The sequence below is a fragment of the Pseudomonas sp. GW821-FHT05D12 genome, from assembly GCF_059419825.1.
On record NZ_JBWKSN010000007.1, the window covers coordinates 53119 to 73085 of the forward strand.

Annotated in this window: 14 protein-coding genes; 6 read left to right on the forward strand and 8 right to left on the reverse strand. The window is 62.6% G+C overall.

Annotated features, from left to right (window positions below; all coding sequences use genetic code 11):
• Positions 1 to 216 precede the first annotated feature (216 nt).
• Positions 217 to 1068: a glycine betaine ABC transporter substrate-binding protein gene (locus tag AC07SI_RS14815; protein WP_065901566.1), complete on the reverse strand. Its 852-nt coding sequence runs from the start codon at positions 1066 to 1068 to the stop codon at positions 217 to 219.
• A gap of 332 nt (positions 1069 to 1400) precedes the next feature.
• On the opposite strand from AC07SI_RS14815, the gene AC07SI_RS14820 reads away from it, so the two are divergent.
• Entirely contained in the window at positions 1401 to 2954 is a 1554-nt protein-coding gene (locus AC07SI_RS14820; protein ID WP_065901567.1) for a glycoside hydrolase family 17 protein, read from the forward strand.
• Between the two features lie 70 nt (positions 2955 to 3024).
• Here AC07SI_RS14820 and AC07SI_RS14825 read toward each other — a convergent pair whose 3' ends face one another.
• Positions 3025 to 3393: a hypothetical protein gene (locus AC07SI_RS14825; protein ID WP_262133563.1), complete on the reverse strand. Its 369-nt coding sequence runs from the start codon at positions 3391 to 3393 to the stop codon at positions 3025 to 3027.
• 235 nt (positions 3394 to 3628) lie between these two features.
• On the opposite strand from AC07SI_RS14825, the gene AC07SI_RS14830 reads away from it, so the two are divergent.
• Both AC07SI_RS14830 and AC07SI_RS14835 read left to right on the forward strand, forming a co-directional pair.
• Complete coding sequence (locus AC07SI_RS14830) at positions 3629 to 4927, forward strand: serine/threonine protein kinase (RefSeq protein WP_065901569.1); 1299 nt, start codon at positions 3629 to 3631, stop codon at positions 4925 to 4927.
• The gene (locus tag AC07SI_RS14835) at positions 4920 to 5708 is read left to right on the forward strand and encodes an MlaA family lipoprotein (RefSeq protein WP_065901571.1); all 789 of its coding nucleotides are present in this window, start codon (positions 4920 to 4922) and stop codon (positions 5706 to 5708) included. The genes AC07SI_RS14830 and AC07SI_RS14835 overlap by 8 nt, the downstream gene beginning before the upstream one ends.
• Before the next feature lie 134 nt (positions 5709 to 5842).
• Here AC07SI_RS14835 and AC07SI_RS14840 read toward each other — a convergent pair whose 3' ends face one another.
• The 5 genes from AC07SI_RS14840 to AC07SI_RS14860 form a co-directional block, all read right to left on the reverse strand.
• The gene (locus AC07SI_RS14840; RefSeq protein ID WP_495005967.1) at positions 5843 to 6748 is read right to left on the reverse strand and encodes a DUF808 domain-containing protein; all 906 of its coding nucleotides are present in this window, start codon (positions 6746 to 6748) and stop codon (positions 5843 to 5845) included.
• A 133-nt stretch (positions 6749 to 6881) separates the two neighbouring features.
• Positions 6882 to 8288 carry an efflux transporter outer membrane subunit gene (locus AC07SI_RS14845; protein WP_495005968.1) on the reverse strand — a complete coding sequence of 469 codons (1407 nt, stop codon included), beginning with the start codon at positions 8286 to 8288 and terminating at the stop codon, positions 6882 to 6884.
• Positions 8285 to 11410 (reverse strand): efflux RND transporter permease subunit, encoded by a 3126-nt coding sequence (locus AC07SI_RS14850; RefSeq protein WP_495005969.1) that lies wholly within the window; start codon positions 11408 to 11410, stop codon positions 8285 to 8287. The genes AC07SI_RS14845 and AC07SI_RS14850 overlap by 4 nt, the downstream gene beginning before the upstream one ends.
• Positions 11407 to 14478 carry an efflux RND transporter permease subunit gene (locus tag AC07SI_RS14855; protein ID WP_495005970.1) on the reverse strand — a complete coding sequence of 1024 codons (3072 nt, stop codon included), beginning with the start codon at positions 14476 to 14478 and terminating at the stop codon, positions 11407 to 11409. Before AC07SI_RS14855 ends, AC07SI_RS14850 begins: the two co-directional genes overlap by 4 nt.
• A 13-nt stretch (positions 14479 to 14491) precedes the next feature.
• Positions 14492 to 15616: an efflux RND transporter periplasmic adaptor subunit gene (locus tag AC07SI_RS14860; RefSeq protein ID WP_495005971.1), complete on the reverse strand. Its 1125-nt coding sequence runs from the start codon at positions 15614 to 15616 to the stop codon at positions 14492 to 14494.
• A gap of 240 nt (positions 15617 to 15856) precedes the next feature.
• Between AC07SI_RS14860 and AC07SI_RS14865 the strand changes: the two genes are divergently transcribed.
• Both AC07SI_RS14865 and AC07SI_RS14870 read left to right on the forward strand, forming a co-directional pair.
• Positions 15857 to 16462 carry a TetR/AcrR family transcriptional regulator gene (locus AC07SI_RS14865; RefSeq protein ID WP_065901582.1) on the forward strand — a complete coding sequence of 202 codons (606 nt, stop codon included), beginning with the start codon at positions 15857 to 15859 and terminating at the stop codon, positions 16460 to 16462.
• Positions 16463 to 16667: 205 nt separating this feature from the next.
• Positions 16668 to 17126, forward strand: coding sequence for an REP-associated tyrosine transposase (locus AC07SI_RS14870; RefSeq protein WP_201143830.1), 459 nt, complete (start codon positions 16668 to 16670; stop codon positions 17124 to 17126).
• Between the two features lie 360 nt (positions 17127 to 17486).
• Here AC07SI_RS14870 and AC07SI_RS14875 read toward each other — a convergent pair whose 3' ends face one another.
• Complete coding sequence (locus AC07SI_RS14875) at positions 17487 to 17927, reverse strand: GlcG/HbpS family heme-binding protein (RefSeq protein ID WP_065901586.1); 441 nt, start codon at positions 17925 to 17927, stop codon at positions 17487 to 17489.
• A 256-nt stretch (positions 17928 to 18183) separates the two neighbouring features.
• Here AC07SI_RS14875 and gcl point away from each other — a divergent pair, with 256 nt between their 5' ends.
• Positions 18184 to 19959 (forward strand): glyoxylate carboligase, encoded by a 1776-nt coding sequence (gcl, locus tag AC07SI_RS14880; RefSeq protein WP_065901588.1) that lies wholly within the window; start codon positions 18184 to 18186, stop codon positions 19957 to 19959.
• The last annotated feature ends 8 nt before the right edge of the window (positions 19960 to 19967 follow it).

Consider the following 19967-nt stretch of genomic DNA (forward strand, 5'->3'; position numbering starts at 1 on the left):
GTTCCAGACGACCTTAGTAGTAGAGCGAGATAGCAACTTCGCAAGTTTTTCAGTCAACAAATAAACAACCGCCTGAATGCAGGCAAAAAAATGTGGGAGCGGGCTTGCTCGCGAATACGGTACATCAGTCAATAAATGTGCTGACTGACACACCGTATTCGCGAGCAAGCCCGCTCCCACATTAGGCCTGCTGCGTCACTTCTACAGGGTTAACCCTTATTTACCCACCCACTCGGCCACCCGCTCAGGGTGCTTGGCGACCCAATCCTTGGCCGCTGCGTCGGGCTTGGCGCCCTCTTGAATCGCCAGCATGACTTCGCCGATTTCGTCCTTGGAGGCCCACTGGAATTTCTTCAGGAAGGCTGCGACTTCCGGCGCTTTCTTCTCCAGGCCCTTGCTGCCGATGCTGTTGACGGTTTCAGCAGCACCATAAATCCCTTTTGGATCGTCCAGGAAACGCAGTTTCCACTTGGCGAACATCCAGTGTGGCACCCAACCGGTGACCGCAATGGATTCCTGCTTGTCTTCGGCACGGGTCAGCTCGGCGATCATCGCGGCGCCCGAACTGGCTTGCAGCTTGTAGTCCAGGCCGTAGGCCTTGATCGCTTCGTCGGTCTTAAGCATCACGCCTGAGCCGGCGTCGATGCCGACGATCTTGTTCTTGAAGGTGGTGTCGGTCTTGAGGTCTTCGATGGACTTGGCCTTGACGTACTCCGGTACGATCAAGCCGATCTTCGCATCCTTGAAGTTGGGGCCGTAGTCGACCACCTTGTCCTTGTTCTTGGCCCAATACTCGCCGTGGGTCACGGGCAACCATGCGGAAAGCATGGCGTCGAGCTTGCCGGTGGCCACGCCCTGCCACATGATCCCGGTGGCGACGGCCTGCAGTTTCACGTCATAACCGAGCTTTTCCTTGATCACCTCTGCCGCCACATGGGTGGTGGCAACGCTGTCCGACCAACCGTCCACGTAGCCGATGCTCAGGGTTTTGCTGTCGGCACTGGCCAATGTGGAGCTCATCGCAACTACCAGCGTGGCAGCCGCGCCCAAGAGTCGTCGCATCTTCATAGTACTTCCCCGAAAGTGCTGCGCCCGGCGGATGCCGAGCGACGTCAACCTGTTGTTATGTGGTGCACCGCGCCCCCTTCACGCGCATCAATCACGGTAGTGCGCCGCCAGCGGAGAACTGACACTTCGATCATCAACCTGCCGGGACCTCGGACCTGCTCTGTCAGCGACCTCATGCAAGCAAGAAACGACATCACATCGCCAGTAGGAAGTTTTGTAGGACTCGAACCCGGAATCCCGCCCGAACTTTGCATGTCAAAATTATGCAGCCCCACTGGGACGGGGCAAATCCGGGTAAGATGCGCGCCTTTGCTCCTCCAGATAAGCCGACCATGCCCGCGACCGCCCGCTTCCCTGCCCTGCCCTATTGCTTCGCCTTGATCCTCGGCCTGCTGGCCCTCGCTGGCTATTGGTACGGCCTCGGCCGCCCGGTCGTGCTGCCGGATGTCGCCAGCGCCAGCCACAAGCTGCAATGTGCATCCTACACGCCGTTCGACAAAGACCAATCGCCCTTCGACCAGCCGTTCAAGCTGCGTCCCGAGCGCATGGACGCCGACCTCGCCCTGCTGGCCACCCGCTTCGAATGCATCCGCACCTACTCCATGACCGGCCTGGAAGCCTTGCCGGAAATGGCGCGCAAGCATGGATTGAAGCTGATGGCCGGCGCCTGGGTCAGCAGTGACCCGGTTGCCACCGAAAAAGAAATCCACGCGTTGATCGCTGCCGCCAACGCCAACCCCGATGTAGTGACGTCGGTGATCGTCGGCAATGAAGCCCTGCTGCGCAAGGAGGTCACCGCCAAACAGCTGGTGACGCTGATCCATACCGTCAAAAGCCAGATCAAGCAGCCGGTCACCTACGCCGATGTCTGGGAGTTCTGGCTGCAACACCCGGAAATCGCCCCGGCGGTGGATTTCCTGACCATTCACTTGCTGCCCTACTGGGAAGATGATCCGTCTGGCATCGACCAGGCGCTCAAGCACGTGGGCGATGTACGCCAGACATTCGGCAACAAGTTTGCCCCCAAGGACGTGTTGATCGGCGAGACCGGCTGGCCGAGCGAAGGCCGCCAGCGCGAAACGGCGGTGCCGAGCCGGGTCAATGAGGCCAAGTTCATGCGGGGTTTCGTCGCCATGGCTGAAGCCAATGGCTGGCATTACAACCTGATCGAAGCCTTTGACCAGCCGTGGAAGCGCGCGAGTGAAGGCGCCGTCGGCGGTTACTGGGGCCTGTTCGATGCCGATCGCCAGGACAAGGGCATCCTCGCCGGCCCGGTGACCAACGTGCCGTATTGGCCGCTGTGGCTGGGTGTGGGCGGGATTATCCTGCTGGGCACGCTGGCGCTCGGCGGTCGCGTGCGCAGCACCCGGGCCGCGTTTGCCCTGCCGCTGCTGGGCGCAGTGGCGGCCTGCTCCATCGGCACCTGGGCTGAACTGACTCGCGTGACCGCGCGTTTCAATGATGAGTGGGTATGGGCCGGGTTACTGGTCGCGCTGAACCTGCTGGTGCTGGCCCACGCTGCGCTGGCCTTGAGCGCTCGCGAAGGTTGGCGCGAGCGGGCGTTCAACTGGCTGGAGCAGCGCGCGGGCTGGCTGGTGGCAATCGCCGGCTTTGCTGGCGCCGTGATGATGCTGGCGCTGGTGTTCGACCCACGTTATCGCAGCTTCCCGAGTGCAGCGCTGGTATTGCCGGCCTTGGTGTACCTGGTACGCCCGGTGACCGGGCCACGCCGGGAGATTGCCCTGCTGACCTTCATCATCGGCGCCGGCATTGCGCCGCAGTTGTACCGTGAAGGGTTGTTGAACCAGCAAGCGTGGGGTTGGGCGGTGGTTAGCCTGCTCATGGTTGTAGCGTTGTGGCGCTGCCTGCGAGTGCGTAAGGCGTAACACCGCTTTCGCCGGCCAGCCAGCGCCTACACTTGATCGTAGGCGCTGGCTTACCGGCGCTAGCGCCTATTCAGACAGCCCTGGGCTTGCGCACCAACCGCAACCCCGCGATCACCACCGCAAACACCGCAAAGGTGGTGTTGTACAACGCCAGCGCTGGCAGGCCGAACACCAGCCCCAACACCGCCAAACCCCACCCCGCACGGCCCGGCACGAAAAACGCGAGCACCGACGTCACCAGTGCCGCCCAGCCCAACACCTTGAAGTGAATCATCAAGCCCAGGTTCGAACGCACCTGGCATTCCCAGCGGCTGGCCTCATCCGCGCAGATGCCGACCCACTGGCCATCCTCCATGAAGCCATAACGCGCGGCATAGCTGGCAGCCAGCCACAACGGCAAGGCGATAAGCAGCAAAATCAACGGCAAGCGGCGAGACATGGAGCACTCCGATAGGCAAAAACGGCGCTCAGCTTAATGCGCCGGCGGCCGTTAGCAAGGTGTGTACGCAGATAACTGTTCAACAAAGCGTGCCAAAGTGTATCGTCTGGCTACTATTACCCCGATTCCGACGTTTTTTTCCGACTTTTCGTGCCGAGGGCTGGCACTTCGGTGGCAACGCGGTGGTCATAGCCTGCGAACTTCATTCAGCACGTTTCCTCTTAGGGATAAAGTCATGCTCCGTTCCTTGCGCTGTGCTGCCTTGCTGGGCAGCCTTTTTTTGAGTGCGTCAGCACTGGCCGTCGATATCGACCAAGCCAGCTATGGCTACCCTTTGACCAACCCGTTCGAAGCGACCATCGCAACCACACCGCCTGACCTGCGGCCCAAATTGCCGAGCGACGACGAGATCAATCAGTCCGACTACACCCTGAACATGCGCCCCGAGCGCGAATTCAGCCTGCCGGACAACTTCTGGGCGGTGAAGAAGCTGACTTACCGCATCGCCAAGCAGGACCGTGCCGCCCCGCTGATCTTCCTGATCGCCGGTACCGGTGCGCGGTTTGACAGCAGCATCAACGAATACCTGAAAAAACTCTATTACCAGGCCGGCTACCACGTGGTGCAACTGTCGTCGCCGACCAGCTTCGACTTCATCGCCTCGGCTTCGCGCTTTGCCACCCCTGGGATCAGCCAGGAAGACGCCGAAGACATGTACCGCGTGATGCAGGCCGTGCGCGCACAGAATGCCTCGCTGCCGGTGACCGACTTCTACCTCACCGGCTACAGCCTCGGCGCCCTGGATGCGGCCTTTGTCAGCAAGCTCGACGAGACCCGCCGCAGCTTCAACTTCAAGAAAGTGCTGCTGCTCAACCCGCCAGTCAACCTTTACACCTCGATCACCAACCTCGACAAACTGGTCCAGACCGAGGTCAAGGGCATCAACAACACCACCACGTTCTATGAGCTGGTGTTGAACAAGCTCACCCGCTACTTCCAGCAAAAGGGCTACATCGACCTCAATGACGCCCTGCTCTATGACTTCCAGAACTCCAAGCAGCACCTGACCAACGAACAGATGGCCATGCTGATCGGCACCTCCTTCCGCTTCTCGGCCGCCGACATTGCCTTCACTTCGGACCTGATCAACCGCCGTGGCCTGATCATCCCGCCGAAATACCCGATCACCGAAGGCACCAGCCTCACGCCGTTCCTCAAGCGTGCGCTGCAATGCGATTTCGACTGCTACCTGACCGAGCAGGTCATCCCGATGTGGCGCGCCCGTTCCGATGGCGGCAGCCTGCTGCAACTGGTTGACCAGGTCAGCCTGTATGCACTCAAGGATTACCTGCACAACAGCCCGAAAATCGCCGTCATGCACAACGCCGACGATGTGATCCTGGGCCCCGGCGACCTCGGTTTCCTGCGTACAACCTTCGGCGATCGCTTGACCGTCTACCCGCTGGGCGGCCACTGCGGCAACCTCAATTACCGCGTCAACGCCGACGCCATGCTGGAGTTCTTCCGTGGCTAAATATCTTCTGCTGCTTGCCGCCTTGATGTGCGCAGGCGTGGCCAACGCCGACAACAGCAAGGCCCATGCGCCTACCGTGGTGGGCTCCGATGGCTTCAAGGAACCGCTGACCAAGCTCAAGTTCAACCCGGGCCTGGACCAACGCGAGTTCGAGCGTTCGTCGCTGACCGCGCTCAACGTCTACGACCCGCTGGAGTCGTGGAACCGCCGCGTGTACCACTTCAACTACCGCTTCGACCAATGGGTGTTCCTACCGGTGGTCGACGGTTACCGCTACGTCACCCCGAGCTTCCTGCGCACCGGCGTGAGCAATTTCTTCAACAACCTGGGCGACGTGCCCAACCTGTTGAACAGCCTGCTGCAGCTCAAGGGCCACCGCTCCCTGGAAACCACCGGGCGCCTGCTGCTCAACACCACCATCGGCATCGCCGGCCTGTGGGACCCGGCCACCGCCATGGGCCTGCCGCGCCAGAGCGAAGACTTCGGCCAGACCCTGGGCTTCTATGGCGTGCCAGGCGGCGCGTACCTGGTGCTGCCGATCTTCGGCCCGTCGAACCTGCGTGACACCACGGGCTTGCTGGTCGATTACGGCGCGGAGACCGAGATCAACTTCCTCAACGTGTCCAAAGTCAGCGAAAACCATCCGGAAATCTGGGCCCTGCGCGCGGTCGACAAGCGCTACCAGACCAGCTTCCGCTATGGGCAGATGAACTCACCGTTCGAGTATGAAAAGGTGCGGTATATCTATACCGAGTCGCGCAAGTTGCAGATTGCGGAGTAGTAACCGCCGACGAAAAAGGCCATTCGATTGAATGGCCTTTTTTATTGCACTGATTTTGCTGACTCAGCTGACACTGTGACCAGGAGGCACACCTGCCGCCTGGAACAGTAGGATTAAGCTTGAACAGCCGTGAATCAGCTTTTCGTCGCTCGCCATACCTTGCCAAGCACCGACACCACGGCCAACACCACCGCCCCCGCAATGATCCCCGCCACCGCATTCAGCAAGGTCGGCATTAACCACGCCAAGCCTGCGGTACTTTGGCTGACCGTCTCGATCCAGTGATGCACCACCGGCACGCCATGGGTCAGGATGCCGCCGCCGACCATGAACATCGCCGCCGTACCAATCACCGACAGGCTTTTCATCATGTACGGCGCCGCGCGCAAGATTGCGCCGCCGATGCTGCGCGCCATCTGGCCGGGCTTCTGGGTGAGCCACAGGCCCAGGTCATCGAGCTTGACGATGCCGGCCACCAGGCCATACACGCCAATGGTCATGACGATGGCAATGCCCGACAGCACGACCACCTGCTGCATCAACGGTGCAGCGGCCACGGTGCCGAGGGTGATCGCGATGATTTCCGCCGAGAGGATGAAGTCGGTGCGGATCGCGCCTTTGATCTTGTCTTTTTCGTACGCCACCAGGTTGGTTGCCGGGTCGGCCACGGCCTCGACCAGATGCGCCTGCTCTTCGGTGCGTTTGTGCAGGAAGGTGTGCGCGAGCTTTTCAAACCCCTCGAAACACAGGTAAGCCCCGCCCAGCATCAACAGCGGCGTGACCGCCCAAGGCGCAAACGCACTGATCAACAGCGCCGCCGGCACCAAAATCAGCTTGTTGAGAAACGAGCCCTTGGCCACCGCCCACACCACCGGGATCTCCCGTTCGGCGCGTACTCCCGAGACCTGCTGGGCGTTGAGTGCCAGGTCATCGCCGAGGACCCCGGCGGTTTTCTTGGCGGCCATCTTGGTCATCAACGCCACATCGTCGAGCACCGCGGCGATGTCGTCGATCAGTACCAGCAAACTGCTTCCTGCCATTGGGGGACTTCCTGCCGTGAGAATGCCGCGAATATAACGCGGATCACTGCCGATCTGCTGTTGATCTTGCTCGCCGGATGGGAGCTGGCTTGCCGGCGATGGCGGTCACCCCGCCTGCGTGATGAGCGGGGCATCAGGGCTGCCAACCACCGCCCAGGCTCTGGATCAACGCCACACTGCCCTGGCTGAGCTGCCCTTGGGTGTCACGCAGGTTCTGTTCGGCTTGCAGCAACACCAGTTGCTGGGTCAACACCGTCTCGCGACTGACCGTGCCCGCACGCAATTGCGCCTCCTGGCTGCCGAACAGCTGCTGGTTGCGCTGGTAGACCTGCTGGAAGGCATCGGCCTGGGTTTGCAGGTGATTGATCGCCGACAGGTTGTCCTCGACGTTCTGCAAGGCGCTGAGCACCGTGCCACGGTAGTTTGCGGCGATCTGGTCGTAGCTGGCCTCGGCCTGTTTGACCGCGGCCTCACGGGCGCCGCCGTCGAAGATCGTCTCTGCCAGCGCCGGCCCCAGGGTCCAGATGCGGTTGGGCAAGGAGAACAACCCGCCCAAGGCACTGCCGCGATAACCCAGCTGGGCGGTCAAATCCAGTGTCGGGAAAAACGCTGCCTCAGCCACGCCGATTTTCGCATTGGCCGCCGCCGCCGAGCGCTCGGCCGCCACCACATCCGGGCGCCGTTGCAGCAAGGTCGACGGCAGGGTCAGCGGTGGGCGCGGCACGACAAAGCTGAAGTCATTGCGTGGCGCCACGCTGAATTCACTCGGCGCCATGCCCACCAGCACCGCCAATGCGTGTTCATATTGCTCGCGGTCGCGCTGGGAAGTCTGCAGGTCGGCAATCGAGGTGGTCAGTTGGTCCTGAGCCACCAGCAACTGATCGTTGGTCGCCACGCCTTGGGTGAACTGGGCCTGGATCATGGCCAGCAACTGCTGGTTGATCGCCTGTTGCTGCTGGAGCAGGCGCACGTCGATATCCATCTGGCGCAGCGCCAGGTAGTTACTGGCCACGCTGGAGCTGATGGACAAGCGCACCCCGGCCAGCAACGCATCGGATTGCTGCGCGGCGGCCTGGCTTGACTCGATGCCGCGACGCACCTCGCCCCACAGGTCCGGCTCCCAGCTGGCGGTCAACGTCGCGCTGACGCTGTTTTTCACGCCCGTCGACGTGGTGCTGCTGGACGTGGTGCCGTCACCGCCCTCGCCGCGCGAACCGGACAACCCCACGCCCACCGTCGGCCAGAGCCCGGCGCGGCTCGACGCCACTTGCGCCTGGGCCAGCCGATACGCGGCTTCAGCGGCAATGATCGACTGGTTGGCCTGGGCCGAGCGCGCCACCAGGTCATTCAACACCGGGTCCTGGTACGCCAGCCACCATTGGCTGTCCAACGCGCCCTGGGGATTGGACGCCGCGCGTTGCCACTGCGCGCCCTCCTTGAAGGTCTGCGGCAGCGGCATCGCAGGCTTTTGATAGTCGGGCCCGACCATGCAACCACCGAGTACCAGGCTTAACAACAGCACGCTATTTGTGAGTTTCATGCGCTTGCTTCCTTACGCCGTCCCAGGCGCTGGGACGCCCGGTCGAGCCACAGGTAAATCACCGGGGTGGTGTACAGCGTCAGCACCTGGCTGAGCAGCAACCCGCCAATAATCGAAATCCCCAGCGGCCGGCGCAGTTCCGAGCCATAGCCGGTGCCCAGCACCAGCGGCAGCGCGCCGAGGATCGCCGCCAGGGTGGTCATCATGATCGGCCGGAAGCGGATCAGGCACGCGCGGCGAATGGCCGCCTTGGCCGTGAGCCCGAATTCGCGCCGTTCGGTGATCGCGAAGTCGATCATCATGATCGCGTTCTTCTTGACGATGCCGATCAACAAAATCACGCCCACCAGCGCGATGATCGACAGTTCGGTGCCGGTCAGCAGCAACGCGATCAAGGCACCGACACCCGCCGAAGGCAAGGTGGAAAGAATCGTCAGCGGGTGCATCAGGTTTTCATACAGAATGCCCAGCACGATGTACACCGAGAGCAATGCCGCGACGATCAGCAACGGCTCGCTGGCCACCGACGACTGGAACACCTGGGCGGTGCCGGCGAACTGCCCGACCACACTGGCGGGCATGCGCAGCTGCTTCACCGCGTCGTCGACCAAGGCGGTGGCCTGGCCGATGGACGTGCCGGGCGCCAGGTTGAACGAGACCGTCACCGCCGGAAAACTGCCCTGGTGACTGATGGAGATCGCCGTGCGCGCCACCGAATCATCGGCAATCGCCGACAGTGGCACCAAGGTCGACTGCGCCGCCAGGTTGGGCGCGACGACGCTGCCTTTGCTGGCCAGCGCCGCGCTGCCCACCGGCACATAAATGCCCTTGAGCGCCGACGGGTCGGTCCAGTATTCGGGGGCGATTTCCATCACCACGTGGTACTGGTTGGCGGCACGGTAGAGGGTCGAGACCTGGCGCTGGCCAAAGGCGTCGTACAGCGTCTGGTCGACGGCCGACATGCTCACCCCGAGCCGCGCCGCCGTGTCGCGGTTGATGCCGACATTGGCCAGCAGGCTGTTGTCCTGCTGGTCGGTGTTCAGGTCGGTCAACTGCGGCAGCTTGCGCAACACAGCCACCACCTTCGGCACCCACTCGTCCAGGGATGACTGGTCATCGGCGGTGAGCGTGTACTGATATTGCGCGCCGCTTTGCCGGCCACCCACGGTGATGTCCTGGGCCGACTGCAAAAACAGCTTGGTGCCGGGCAAGTCACCGAGGGCGTGGCGGATTTGCCCGATCACCTGGGCGGCGTCGTCCTTGCGCTCGCCCAGTGGCTTGAGCAGCACGAACATCTGCGCACTGTTGACCGCCCCACCGCCACCGCCGCCGCCACCGACAAACCCGGCGGCGGTTTCCACATTGGGGTTGGTCATGACCTTGCGGTTGATCTCGGTGAAGTCCTTCTGCATCGCCCCGTAGGAAATGCTCTGGTTGGCCAGGATGCTGCCCTGCAGGCGGCCGGTGTCTTCCTGGGGAAAAAAGCCCTTGGGCACCAGCACATACAGCACCCCGGCCAGCACGATCACCAGCACCGTGACCAGGCCCATCAGGATCGAATGCTCGATGACCCACCCCAGGGTCCGGTCGTAGAAACGGTGAAAACGCGAATCCGGGTGTTCATCGCCTTCGTGCACCTCCTTGGGCGCGCGCAGCAACACGCTGGCGAGCATCGGCGTGACCGTCAGCGAGATCAGCATCGAGATGACGATCGCCACCGACAGCGATACCGAAAACTCACGGAACAGCCGCCCGACAATCCCGCCCATCAACAGCAGCGGAATGAACACCGCGACCAGCGACACGCTGATGGTCAGCACGGTGAAGCCGACCTCCTTGGCGCCATTCAGCGCAGCCTGGACCCGGCTCTCGCCTTTCTCCAGGTGGCGCATGATGTTTTCCACCACCACGATGGCATCGTCCACCACAAACCCGGTGGAAATGGTCAGCGCCATCAACGACAGGTTATTCAGGCTGTAGCCGAGGAAGTACATCGCGCCGAAGGTGCCGAGCAACGACAGCGGCACCACGATCGCCGGCACCAGCGTGCTGCGCCAGTCGCGGAAAAACCCGAACGTCACCAGCGTCACCAGCAGGATCGACGCCAGCAGGGTCACTTCCACATCATGCAGCGAGGCGCGGATGGTGGTGGTGCGGTCCATCAACAGGTTGAGCTTGATCGACGCCGGGATCGAGCTTTGCAGAAACGGTAGCGAGGCTTTTACCGCGTCCACCGTGTCGATCACATTCGCGCCGGGTTGCTTGAACACCACCAGCAACACCGCCGGCTTGCCGTTGGACAGGCCGAAGTTGCGCAGGTCCTGCACATCTTCGCGCACGTAGCCGAGGTCCGCGATGCGGATCAGGTCGCCGTTGTGTTCCTTGACCACCAACGGGCCATAGTCGTCCGTGTTGAGCAGCATGTCATTGGCGCCAATCCCGTAGGAGCGGTCACCGATTGCCACGTTGCCCTTGGGCAGGTTGGCATTCGAGGCACTGATGACCTGGCGCACTTGCTCCAGGCTGACGCCGTACCGGTTGAGGCGATCCGGGTTGAGCTCCACGCGCACCGCCGGCAGCGCACCGCCGCCAACCGTCACGTCGCCGACGCCGGTGGTCTGCAACAGTTTCTGCTCCAGCAGGGTCGAGGCCACGTCGTACATCTGCCCCGGCGTGGCGCTGTCGGAGGTCAGGCTGATGATCATGATCGGCGAGTCGGCCGGGTTGACCTTGCGATAGGTCGGGTTGCCGGAAAGGTCGCTCGGCAGGTTGGTGCGCGCCGCGTTGATCGCTGCCTGCACGTCGCGCGCGGCGCCGTCGATGTCACGATTGAGGTCAAACTGCAAGGTGATGCGGGTGGAGCCGAGGCTGCTGGCGGAGGTCATTTGCGTGACCCCGGCGATCTGCCCGAACTCGCGCTCCAGCGGCGTGGCCACCGAGCTGGCGACGGTATTGGGGTCGGCGCCGGGCAACGAGGCACTGACGCTGATGGTGGGGAAATCCACCTCCGGCAACGGCGCCACCGGCAACAGCATAAAGGCCAGCGCGCCGAACAGCGCCAGCCCCGCCGCCATCAGGGTGGTGGCGATGGGGCGATGGACAAACGGCGCGCTGAGGTTCATTGCGCCGGGTCCGCTTCAACCGGGCGCCGGCTGAAGCGCTGTTCCAGCCCGTGCATGGCGAGGAAGATCACCGGGGTGGAAAACAGCGTCAGCAACTGGCTGAGCATCAGCCCGCCAATGATCGCGATGCCCAGTGGATGGCGCAGTTCCGAGCCGATGCCGGTGCCCAGTGCCAGCGGCACCGCGCCGAACAGCGAGGCCATGCTGGTCATCAGGATCGGCCGAAACCGCAACTCCGCCGCCTGCCGGATCGCCGCCACCGGGGTCAGCCCGCCCTCGCGCAGCAGTGCCAGGGCGAAGTCGACCATCATGATGCCGTTCTTCATGACGATGCCGATCAACAGCACGATGCCGATCAAACCGATGATGTCGAACTGCGTGCCAGTGACCAGCAGCGCAAGCAACGCGCCGAGGGCGGCCGAAAGCAACGTCGAGAGGATCGTCACCGGGTGCACGAAGCTCTCGTAGAGAATCCCCAGCATCAGGTACACCACCACAATCGCCGCCACCACCAGGAACACCTGGTTGGACAGCGACGCCTCGAACGTCGCCGCCGCTCCCTCAAGGTTGGCCTGCACCGACAGCGGCAGGCCGACCTTGGCCTCGATGTCCTTGAGCCGGGTCACCGCTGCGCCAAGGGTTTGCCCCGGCGCGAGGTTGAACGACACATCCGCATAGGGAAATTGCCCCAGGCGATTGATGGTCACCGGGGTGCGCACCACCTGCATCGTGGCCATGCTCGACAGCGGCGCCACGCCGCCGGCGGGAATGTCCACGTACAAGCCGGTGAGCAGATCCGGCAGGTTGCGCGGCGGGTGATCGGTGGCGATCACCACGTGATATAGGTTGAGCTGGGTGTAGATCGTCGACACCTGGCGCTGGCCAAACGCGTCATACAGCACATCGTCGATGGCTTGCGGGGTGATGCCCAGGCGCGAGGCGGTGGCGCGGTCGAAGGTCAGCTGGATCTGGTTGCCAAACTGCATCGCCTGGCTTTGCACGTCGGTGAACATCGGGTCCCGCTTGATCGCCGCGAGCAGCTTGTTGGTCCACTGCTCCAGCTCATCCAGGTCGGTGGCTTGCAGGCCCAGGCGATAGCTGGTGGTCGACACCGTGGCGTCCAGCGTCAGGTCCTGCACCGAGTGCAGGTACAGGCGGATGCCGGCATCGTCGGCGTTGGCGTCGGCGAGGCGGCGGATCACTTCGGTGCTGCTGTCGCGCTCGCCTCGGGGCTTGAGGTTGATCAGCAGGTTGCCCTGGTTGATGGTCGGGTTGGTCTGGTCGATGCCGACGAAGGACGACAGGCTCTGCACCGCCGGATCCTTGAGAATCCGCGCGGCCAGGCGCTGCTGCTCCACCTGCATCTGCTGGAACGAAATGGTCGGCGCCGCCTGGGAAATCCCCTGGATCAGGCCGGTGTCCTGATCAGGGAAAAAGCCCTTGGGCATCAGCACCAGTGTCACCAGGGTCAGGGCTGCGGTGAGCACCACCGAGATCAACGTAAGCGTGCGGTGCGCCAGCACCCAATCGAGGCCCCGCACATAGTGCGTGTTGATGCGGTCGAAGAAATCCACCCGGTGTTCCTGCTGCCGGTGCTTGAGCATCCGCGCGCACATCATCGGCGTGAGCGTCAGGGAAATCAGCGCGGAGATCACGATAGTCACCGCCACGGTCATGGCGAATTCGCGGAACAGCCGCCCGACCACATCGCCCATGAACAGCAACGGGATCATCACCGCGATCAGCGCAATCGACAGCGAGATGATCGTGAAGCCGATCTGCGCCGAGCCCTTGAGGGCCGCCTCCAGCGGCGAGTCACCGGCCTCCAGGTAGCGCGTGATGTTTTCGATCATCACGATCGCGTCATCCACCACGAAACCGATGGCGATGGTCAGTGCCATCAGCGTCAGGTTGTTGAGGGAAAAGCCCAGGGCATAGGCCACCGCCAGCGTCCCCACCAGCGTCAGCGGGATGGTCACCGCCGGAATGATCGTCGCCGCGACGTTGCGCAGGAAGATGAAAATCACGATCACCACCAGCGCGATGGCCATGGCCAATTCGTACTGCACATCGGTGACCGACGCGCGGATGGTCTGGGTGCGGTCGGTGAGCACGTCGACCTTCAATGTGGCAGGCAAACTGGCGCGCAGCTTGGGCAGCAATTGCTGCACGCGGTCGACCACCTGGATCACGTTGGCGCCAGGCTGGCGCTGGATATTCAACACAATCGACGGCGTACTGTTGGTCCAGGCGGCCTGGCGCGGGTTTTCGGCGCCCTGGGTCGAACTGGCGATCTGCGACAGGCGAATCGGCGCGCCGTTCTTGTAGGCGATCACCAGGTCGCGGTACTCCTCGGCCGATTGCAGTTGGTCGTTGGCGCCGATGGAATACGCCTGGAACTTGCCGTCGATATTGCCCTTGGCCTGGTTGACGTTGGCGGTGCCCAGCGAGGTGCGCAGGTCATCCAGGGACAGGCCGAGACTGTTCAGCGCCGAGGTATTGGCCTCGACCCGCACCGCCGGGCGCTGGCCGCCGCTGATGGTGACCAGGCCGACGCCGGTGATCTGCGAGATCTTCTGCGCCAGGCGCGTGTCGGCCAGGTCTTCGATCTTGGTCAGCGGCAGCACATCGGAGGTCAGCGACAGCGTCAGCACCGGCGCGTCCGCCGGGTTGACCTTGCTGTACACCGGCGGGTACGGCAGGTTCGCCGGCAGGAAGGTACCGGCCGCGTTGATCGCCGCCTGCACTTCTTGTTCGGCGACGTCCAGGGACAACGACAAGTCGAATTGCAGGGTTACCACCGAGGCGCCGTCGGAGCTGGTGGAATTCATCGACTTGAGCCCCGGCATCTCGCCGAGCTGGCGCTCCAGCGGCGCGGTGATCGAGGAGCTGACCACATCCGGGCTGGCGCCGGGGTATTGGGTGAAGACCTGGATGGTCGGGTAATCGACCTCGGGCAACGCCGACACCGACAGCAAGTGGTACCCGAGCAACCCGAGCAAGAGCACGGCCACCATCATCAGCGTGGTTGCCACCGGGCGTTCGATAAAGGGCCGCGAGACATTCATGACTGGCAGCTCCTTACTGGGCGACGACTTTTACCGGCGAACCGTCGTCAAGTTTATCGGCACCTTCGGTGACCACCTGCTCGCCAGGCTTGACGCCGTTGTCGAGGATCGCCGAGACATCGCCCATCGACGGCCCGATCTTGACGTTGCGCAGCGCGGCCTTGTCGCCGTTGACCACAAACACGAAATCCCCCCTGCTGCCGTGCTGGATCGCCCGGGTCGGCACCACGGCGACCTGGCTCAAGGTGTCGGCCTTGAGACGCGCGTTGACGAATTGGTTGGGGAACAGCGCATCACCTGCGTCGTCGAACTGCGCCTTGACCTTGATCGTGCCGGTGCTGGTGTCGACCTGGTTATCCAGGGCCAGCAGGCTGCCGGTGGCCAGCAGGGTCTTTTTATTGCGGTCGTAGGCCAGCACGGTCACGCTGCCACGGGCCATGGCCTGGTCGATGCTGCCCAGGTCATCTTCGGGCACGGCAAACACCACCGTGGCCGGGTTCATCTGGGTAATGACCACAATGCCGGTGGTGCTGGTAGTGGTCACGTAGTTGCCGGGGTCGACCAGCCGCAAGCCAACCACGCCATCGACCGGCGAGGTGATGGTGCAGTAGCTCAGTTGCACCTCGAGGTTTTGCACATTGCCCTGGTCGGCGGCGACGGTGCCCTGCTGCTCCTGCACCAGGGCGGCCTGGGTATCGAGGGTTTGCTGGCTGGTGGAGCCGGCCTTGACCAGGTCGCGATAACGGGCCAGGTCGCGCTGGGCATTGCTCAACACGGCCTGGTCATGCGCCAGCGTGCCCTTGGCCACAGCCAATTGCGCCTTGAGCGCACGGTCGTCGATGCGGGCAATAACCTGGCCTTTGCTGACGTGCTGGCCTTCCTTGAATTCGACACTGCTGAGGATGCCGTCGACCTGGCTGACCACCGTGACGCTGCGTGTCGGGGTCACGGTGCCGAGGGCGTCGATGTACACCGGCACATCCTGCAAGGCGACGGGCACCACGGCCACCGGTTCACCTGTGGGTGCAGGCTTGCCCTTGTGCTGCGCGGTGAAGAAATGGAGACCCAGGACAATCGCCAGTACCACCAGGACGACGCCCGCCAGCCAGGCGAACGTGCGTCGTTTGCTTTTCTCCACGGTTTCTCTCTCGAACGCCGAAATCAGGATAGACCGACCGCTGCAATGAGTCGGTGGCTGACCTGAACTCTAGCAGCGCGCCCGGCCTATGCCTGTACAACCTTGAATGCGTTCAGCATCAAGACAGACAATCTGGCGCAAGCCCCCGGCCTGCAAGGCCTGGAGTAGGATTCTTGAGCGCTGCGCAAGGCCGGTGCTACCATGCGCAACCGCCTGTCCTGGCAAGGAAAACCCTGGTTTATGAGCACCATTCGCGAGCGCAACAAAGAAAAGATCCTGCGGGCGGCCAGCGAGGAGTTTGCCGACAAGGGCTTCGCCGCGACCAAAACCAGCGACATCGCCGCCAAGGCCGGGCTGCCCAAGCCCAATGTCTATTACTACTTCAAGTCCAAGGACAACCTCTATCGCGAGGTGCTCGAAAGCATTATCGAGCCGATCCTGGCAGCGTCCACGCCGTTCAACCCCGAAGGTGAGCCGTCGGTGGTGCTGAGCAACTACATCCGCTCGAAAATCCGCATCTCCCGCGATCTGCCCTTCGCCTCCAAGGTGTTCGCCAGCGAAATCATGCACGGCGCGCCACACCTCAGTGCCGACCAGGTTGAACAGCTCAACGCCCAGGCCAAGCACAACATCGACTGCATCCAGAACTGGGTAGATCGCGGCCTGATCGCCGCCATTGACCCCAACCACCTGATGTTCAGCATCTGGGCCGCGACGCAGACCTATGCGGATTTCGATTGGCAGATCTCGGCGGTGACCGGAAAGGCCAAATTGGATGAGGCGGACTATGAAGCGGCAGCGCAGACGATCATCCGGTTGGTGCTCAAGGGGTGTGAGCCGGACTAATGGAGGGGGGTGTCTGCATCGCAGGCAAGCCAGCGCCTGCATTTCTGCGGTGTTGAACACAAAATGTTCGAATCCCTCCACCCCCAGTGGGAGCGGGCTTGCTCGCGAAAGCGGCCTTCCAGACACATCCTGCCAAAAGCCTGGCGCCCAGCATTGATCGGCGGGATCTAGCCTCTCAGGACACCACTTGAAGAGAGGCCAAGGAATGCCTGATTTAGCCACTTCGCACCGCCTGCGTATCGGGCGGTTCAGCGAATCGAACCGTGTCTACCTGATCACCACAAACACCCACGAACGCCTGCCGATATTTCGCGACTTCCACCTCGGCCGCCTGGTGGTCGGGCAATTCCGGCTCGCCCAGTACCAAGGGCTGGCCAACTCTCTGGCCTGGGTGGTGATGCCAGACCATTTCCACTGGCTGATCGAACTGCAAAAAGGCTCCTTGGGAGACCTGATGTGCCAGGTGAAATCCAAAAGCACCCGCACCGTTAACGGCGCCAGCGGTCGCAAAGGCAGGCTTTGGCAAACCAGCTTTCATGATCGTGCGCTACGAAAGGAAGACGACCTGGTGAAAATGGCCCGGTATGTGGTGGCTAATCCATTGCGGGCCAACTTGGTAGAACGAATCGGCGACTATCCGCTGTGGGATGCGATCTGGGTTTAGTGCCGAGACCGCGTCGCCGCTTTCGCGAGCAAGCCCGCTCCCACATTTGGACTGCAGTTCAAATGTGGGAGCCGGGTTGTTGGGGGGATTGGGGTGATCCGTTGTGGGAGGTGAGCCGGGTTTAGTGCCGAGACCGCGTCGCCGCCTTCGCGAGCAAGCCCGCTCCCACATTTGGACTGCATTCCGAATGTGGGAGCGGAGTTGCTGGAGGGGATGGGGTGATCCGTTGTGGGAGGTGATCCGGGTTTAGTGCCGAGACCGCGTTGCCGCCTTCGCGAGCAAGCCCGCTCCCACACTTGGAATGCATTCAAAATTTGGGAGCGGGCTTGCTCGCGAAGAGACCCGCACCGTCACTTCAAATCACGCGGGCACCCCCGCATCCGCCAACAACCCCACGCCCTCGATTGCGGTGATCGCGCATTGCTCGTCGATGTCCGATGTGTCGCCACTGATCCCGATCGCCCCCAGTACCACCCCCTCTCGATCTCGAATCAATACCCCGCCCGGTGCCGGGACCACGCTGCCCTGCCCCAGGCTGTTCAATGCCGCGATAAACGCCGGGCGCTGCTGCGCGTCCAGTGCCAACAAGCGCGAGCCCTTGCCCAGCGCGATCGCGCCCCAGGCCTTGCCGATGGCGATCTGCGGGCGCAGCAGGCTGGCGCCGTCTTCGCGTTGCAGGGTGATCAAGTGGCCGCCACTGTCGAGGACCGCGATGGTCAGCGGCGCCGTCGACAGCGTGCGCCCTGCGTTGAGGGCCTGACTGGCGAGCTGGGTGGCGATTTTCAAGGTTAAAGCGCTCATGGTGCCGTCCTTCTTTTGTTATTGGGAAAGCGGTGGATGTCTGTCTGATCAGATGCTCGATCAAACAAATAGAACACAATGACAATTAATTTTGTATACAATAATTTCGCACAAACACTCCATACGTCGAAAAAATGCCTTCCGACGAACGCAAAGGGCCGCGAACAAAATGGATTGACCTGCGCCACTCGCCGTGAATACACTTTATCCAGACACCACTTGTATACAATTACAAAACGCAAGAGGCACCAAAATAATGAGCAAAATGAGAGCAATCGAAGCCGCCGTCCTGGTGATGCGCCGTGAAGGCGTGGACACCGCCTTCGGTATCCCTGGCGCCGCGATCAACCCGCTGTATTCGGCCTTGCAGAAGGTCGGTGGCATCGATCACGTCCTTGCTCGCCACGTTGAAGGCGCCTCGCACATGGCCGAGGGTTACACCCGCACCAAGGCCGGCAATATCGGCGTGTGCATCGGCACTTCGGGCCCGGCGGGCACCGACATGGTCACCGGCCTCTACAGCGCTTCGGCGGACTCGATCCCGATCCTGTGCATCACCGGCCAAGCGCCGCGTGCACGGATGCACAAGGAAGACTTCCAGGCCGTCGACATCACCAGCATCGTCAAGCCCGTGACCAAGTGGGCGACCACCGTGCTCGAACCTGGCCAGGTGCCCTACGCGTTCCAGAAAGCCTTCTACGAAATGCGCTCAGGCCGCCCAGGCCCGGTGTTGATCGACCTGCCGTTCGACGTGCAGATGGCCGAAATCGAATTCGACATCGACGCCTACCAGCCGCTGCCTCTGGCCAAGCCGCTGGCAACCCGCATCCAGGTGGAAAAAGCCCTGGCCCTGCTCGATGCCGCCGAGCGGCCGTTGCTGGTCAGCGGCGGTGGCGTGATCAATGCCGACGCCAGCGAACTGTTGGTGGAGTTCGCCGAACTCACTGGCATCCCGGTGATCCCGACGCTGATGGGCTGGGGCACCATCCCCGACGACCACCCGCTGATGGTCGGCATGGTCGGCCTGCAAACCTCCCACCGCTATGGCAACGCGACGATGCTCAAGTCGGACGTGGTGCTCGGCATCGGCAACCGCTGGGCCAACCGCCACACCGGTTCGGTGGAGGTCTACACCGAAGGCCGCAAGTTCATTCACGTCGACATCGAGCCGACGCAGATTGGCCGCGTGTTCACCCCGGACCTGGGCATCGTCTCCGACGCCGGTTCCGCGCTGACCCTGTTCATTGAAGTGGCCCGCGAGTGGAAAGCCGCCGGCAAGCTCAAGGACCGCAGCGCCTGGCTGCATGATTGCCAGCAGCGCAAGGCCACCCTGCAGCGCAAGACCCACTTCGACGCGGTGCCGGTCAAGCCGCAACGGGTGTACGAAGAGATGAACCAGGTGTTCGGCAAAGACACCTGCTACGTCAGCACCATCGGCCTGTCGCAGATTGCCGGCGCGCAATTCCTCCACGTGTACAAGCCGCGCCACTGGATCAACTGCGGCCAGGCCGGCCCGTTGGGCTGGACCATCCCCGCAGCGCTCGGCGTGGTCAAGGCCGACCCGAGCCGCAAGGTGGTGGCGTTGTCCGGCGACTATGACTTCCAGTTCATGATCGAAGAGCTGGCGGTGGGCGCGCAATTCAAGCTGCCGTACATCCACGTGGTGGTGAACAACTCCTACCTGGGGCTGATCCGCCAGGCCCAGCGCGGTTTTGAAATGGACTACTGCGTCCAGCTGTCCTTCGACAACCTCAACGCCCCGGAACTCAACGGTTATGGCGTCGACCACGTCGCCGTCGCCGAAGGCCTGGGTTGCAAGGCCCTGCGCGTGTTCGAGCCGGGCCAGATCCAGCCGGCCCTGCGCAAGGCGCAGGAGATGATCGAGGAATTCAAGGTGCCGGTGATCGTCGAGATCATCCTGGAGCGCGTGACCAATATTTCCATGGGCACCGAGATCAACGCCGTCAACGAATTCGAAGATCTGGCCCTGGTCGGCAACGATGCGCCGACTGCCATTTCCCTGCTCGATTAAGGAGAACC

Bases quoted from the DNA above. Each gene is read 5' to 3' on its own strand.
- AC07SI_RS14815 (WP_065901566.1), bottom strand. From the start codon at position 1,068: ATGAAGATGCGACGACTCTTGGGCGCGGCTGCCACGCTGGTAGTTGCG.
- AC07SI_RS14820 (WP_065901567.1), top strand. From the start codon at position 1,401: ATGCCCGCGACCGCCCGCTTCCCTGCCCTGCCCTATTGCTTCGCCTTG.
- AC07SI_RS14825 (WP_262133563.1), bottom strand. From the start codon at position 3,393: ATGTCTCGCCGCTTGCCGTTGATTTTGCTGCTTATCGCCTTGCCGTTG.
- AC07SI_RS14830 (WP_065901569.1), top strand. From the start codon at position 3,629: ATGCTCCGTTCCTTGCGCTGTGCTGCCTTGCTGGGCAGCCTTTTTTTG.
- AC07SI_RS14840 (WP_495005967.1), bottom strand. From the start codon at position 6,748: ATGGCAGGAAGCAGTTTGCTGGTACTGATCGACGACATCGCCGCGGTG.
- AC07SI_RS14845 (WP_495005968.1), bottom strand. From the start codon at position 8,288: ATGAAACTCACAAATAGCGTGCTGTTGTTAAGCCTGGTACTCGGTGGT.
- AC07SI_RS14850 (WP_495005969.1), bottom strand. From the start codon at position 11,410: ATGAACCTCAGCGCGCCGTTTGTCCATCGCCCCATCGCCACCACCCTG.
- AC07SI_RS14855 (WP_495005970.1), bottom strand. From the start codon at position 14,478: ATGAATGTCTCGCGGCCCTTTATCGAACGCCCGGTGGCAACCACGCTG.
- AC07SI_RS14865 (WP_065901582.1), top strand. From the start codon at position 15,857: ATGAGCACCATTCGCGAGCGCAACAAAGAAAAGATCCTGCGGGCGGCC.
- AC07SI_RS14870 (WP_201143830.1), top strand. From the start codon at position 16,668: ATGCCTGATTTAGCCACTTCGCACCGCCTGCGTATCGGGCGGTTCAGC.
- AC07SI_RS14875 (WP_065901586.1), bottom strand. From the start codon at position 17,927: ATGAGCGCTTTAACCTTGAAAATCGCCACCCAGCTCGCCAGTCAGGCC.
- gcl (WP_065901588.1), top strand. From the start codon at position 18,184: ATGAGCAAAATGAGAGCAATCGAAGCCGCCGTCCTGGTGATGCGCCGT.